The sequence below is a fragment of the Arthrobacter sp. HMSC08H08 genome, assembly GCF_001807575.1.
Taxonomy (GTDB): Bacteria; Actinomycetota; Actinomycetes; order Actinomycetales; family Micrococcaceae; genus Pseudoglutamicibacter; species Pseudoglutamicibacter albus.
Window position 1 is genome coordinate 1 of sequence record NZ_KV789377.1, and the last position, 1,944, is coordinate 1,944.

Sequence of the window (1,944 nt, forward strand, 5' to 3'; positions counted from 1 at the left end):
TCAAACGGAACAAAACCTGGGACACCTCACAGCATTTCCTTGTTGGCTATGCGCTCCATCTCGAAAACTAAGCGTTGTGACACTAGAACCTCAGAGACTCAGTAGTTTGGATGGACACTACTCCACGTCTTCTCAACGTTTTGTGGAATGATGTGTAATTGACTTCATCTGAGAGTCCTAATAAATGCAGGAGTGCTTGCTCTGCGCGAAGGGCTGAATTGTAAAGACTTATTGGACCCCAGGATGCGCGGATAGGTTCGCGAACACCATCCATTTCACTTAGCAAAATACATTCTTCTGGGGACCTGCTACGACCAGGCATGAAGACAGGACTGATCACAGTGGTATTGAAGCCTGTCGCGCCGAATACGCTGGCGACCCTGTTGTCCCAAGCCTGACAGAGACAGCTTAAAACCGAATTCATACTTGGACCATCAAAGGTCGCCACCACGAAATCCACTTCATGGAAAAACACCTCCGCATTTAAGTCATGAAATGAGCAGAAATGCGTCGTTATTTCAGGCCGTATCGCTCGATCAACTACCCAGTGCTTTGCGACATCCACCTTGGGTCGCCCAATATCACCTGAACCGTAGATGTACTGTCTATTCATGTTAGATGGGCAGACAACATCTGGGTCGATTAATGTAAATTTCTGCACTCCGGCACCAACAAACGCTTGTAAGGCACAACTTCCCAAAGCCCCAACACCGATAATGCCCACACGAGCCTCGGTGATCTTCAAGTGCCCGAGATTAGGGTCTGCGCCCAATGTCACCAGATAATCGTGCTGCCGGGAAAATCGTTCAGAAGCAGCTTGGCCATATTCAGCATTAACGATGATATTTCGAGACTTAAGCTCTTGATAGAGGTTGTTGGGTAGCAAAGAAGCATCCAGAGGCACACCAGTGAACAAATCCGCCGGTAACTCTGTTGCTCCGACACCTCTAAACGTTAACGTGATGATCTCGGATCGTGCAACGAGACTTTGATCAGATTTTTCAAGCGACCATGCTTGTGATTTCTGAACCTTCAAATAAACTCTCCTGAGTTCGCTGATGGACTCAGGAGAGTTGCGTCAACCTGAGTCCATCAGCGCGCTGACAGCATTCTTAGCAGCGATGCACAATCATTTCGGCACCGTCGGTTTCGTTTTCTTCAATTTCAAATTCAATATCAACAGCCACGGTTGTCACCTCCTTCCAGTCTCCAAATAAGCTAACATGTGATCTATGTCACAGCAAGGGGAAATATGTTTACTAACAGAACCTCAGGGTTGAGTTTGAAGAACTCAGTAATACAACACTTTTCAAGTGATGGATTCATGAGCAATGTAAAGAAGGTTCTCGAACCCGACTCTTTAGTAGGGCACGCTGCTCTACCCGAGAGTATGGATTGGAGACAAATCAGTCAGGATATGGCGGCTGACGGCAGGTGGGGTGCGGCGGCTTGGATTCAGAAAGGTACAGAGGTTAGCTCAATAGACCCACAGTCGTTCAACGATCACGACCCGCAGCTTCGGTTTTCATTATCGGAAATTCTGCGAAAACCGGACCCGGAAGCTTTTGGACTCCGCGGTTTCTTAGCTGGTTTACGTTCCAAACCGGTAGTTGGAGCTATGCAAAAGACCACGGGGATCAGAGATATTGAATACAAAGCCGCTTAAATCGCAAGATACCGCCCAGGACACTATCTGCGTAGACATGATGATGTCTTCGACGGTCGAGTATCCGCAACTGTATTTTTCTTGCACACAACCTGGGATGAGTCATACGGAACGCACTTGGTTGCTGAAAACTGGACGGCAGATCTGCAGTCGTCCCTCCATTTCCTGGAACCTACGCGCTAATGAAACTAACGGGCGGGCACTCTGATTCAAGTGTTTGGTTTCACGACATCGTTCACCCCTAACCGCCCCAACCCACCCACAGATCTCTCACGACA

3 protein-coding genes are annotated in these 1,944 nt (G+C 48.2%); 2 read left to right on the top strand and 1 reads right to left on the bottom strand.

Features of this window, described 5'->3' with window-relative positions:
• Positions 1–82: 82 nt before the first annotated feature.
• Positions 83–1,036 carry a HesA/MoeB/ThiF family protein gene (locus HMPREF3175_RS09830; RefSeq protein ID WP_176745115.1) on the bottom strand — a complete coding sequence of 318 codons (954 nt, stop codon included), beginning with the start codon at positions 1,034–1,036 and terminating at the stop codon, positions 83–85.
• A 240-nt stretch (positions 1,037–1,276) separates the two neighbouring features.
• Between HMPREF3175_RS09830 and HMPREF3175_RS02755 the strand changes: the two genes are divergently transcribed.
• Both HMPREF3175_RS02755 and HMPREF3175_RS10615 read left to right on the top strand, forming a co-directional pair.
• A complete protein-coding gene (locus tag HMPREF3175_RS02755; RefSeq protein WP_141742451.1) occupies positions 1,277–1,666 on the top strand; it encodes a hypothetical protein in 390 nt (129 codons plus the stop codon).
• The gene (locus tag HMPREF3175_RS10615) at positions 1,667–1,849 is read left to right on the top strand and encodes a 2OG-Fe(II) oxygenase family protein (RefSeq protein ID WP_083285237.1); all 183 of its coding nucleotides are present in this window, start codon (positions 1,667–1,669) and stop codon (positions 1,847–1,849) included.
• Positions 1,850–1,944 lie beyond the last annotated feature (95 nt).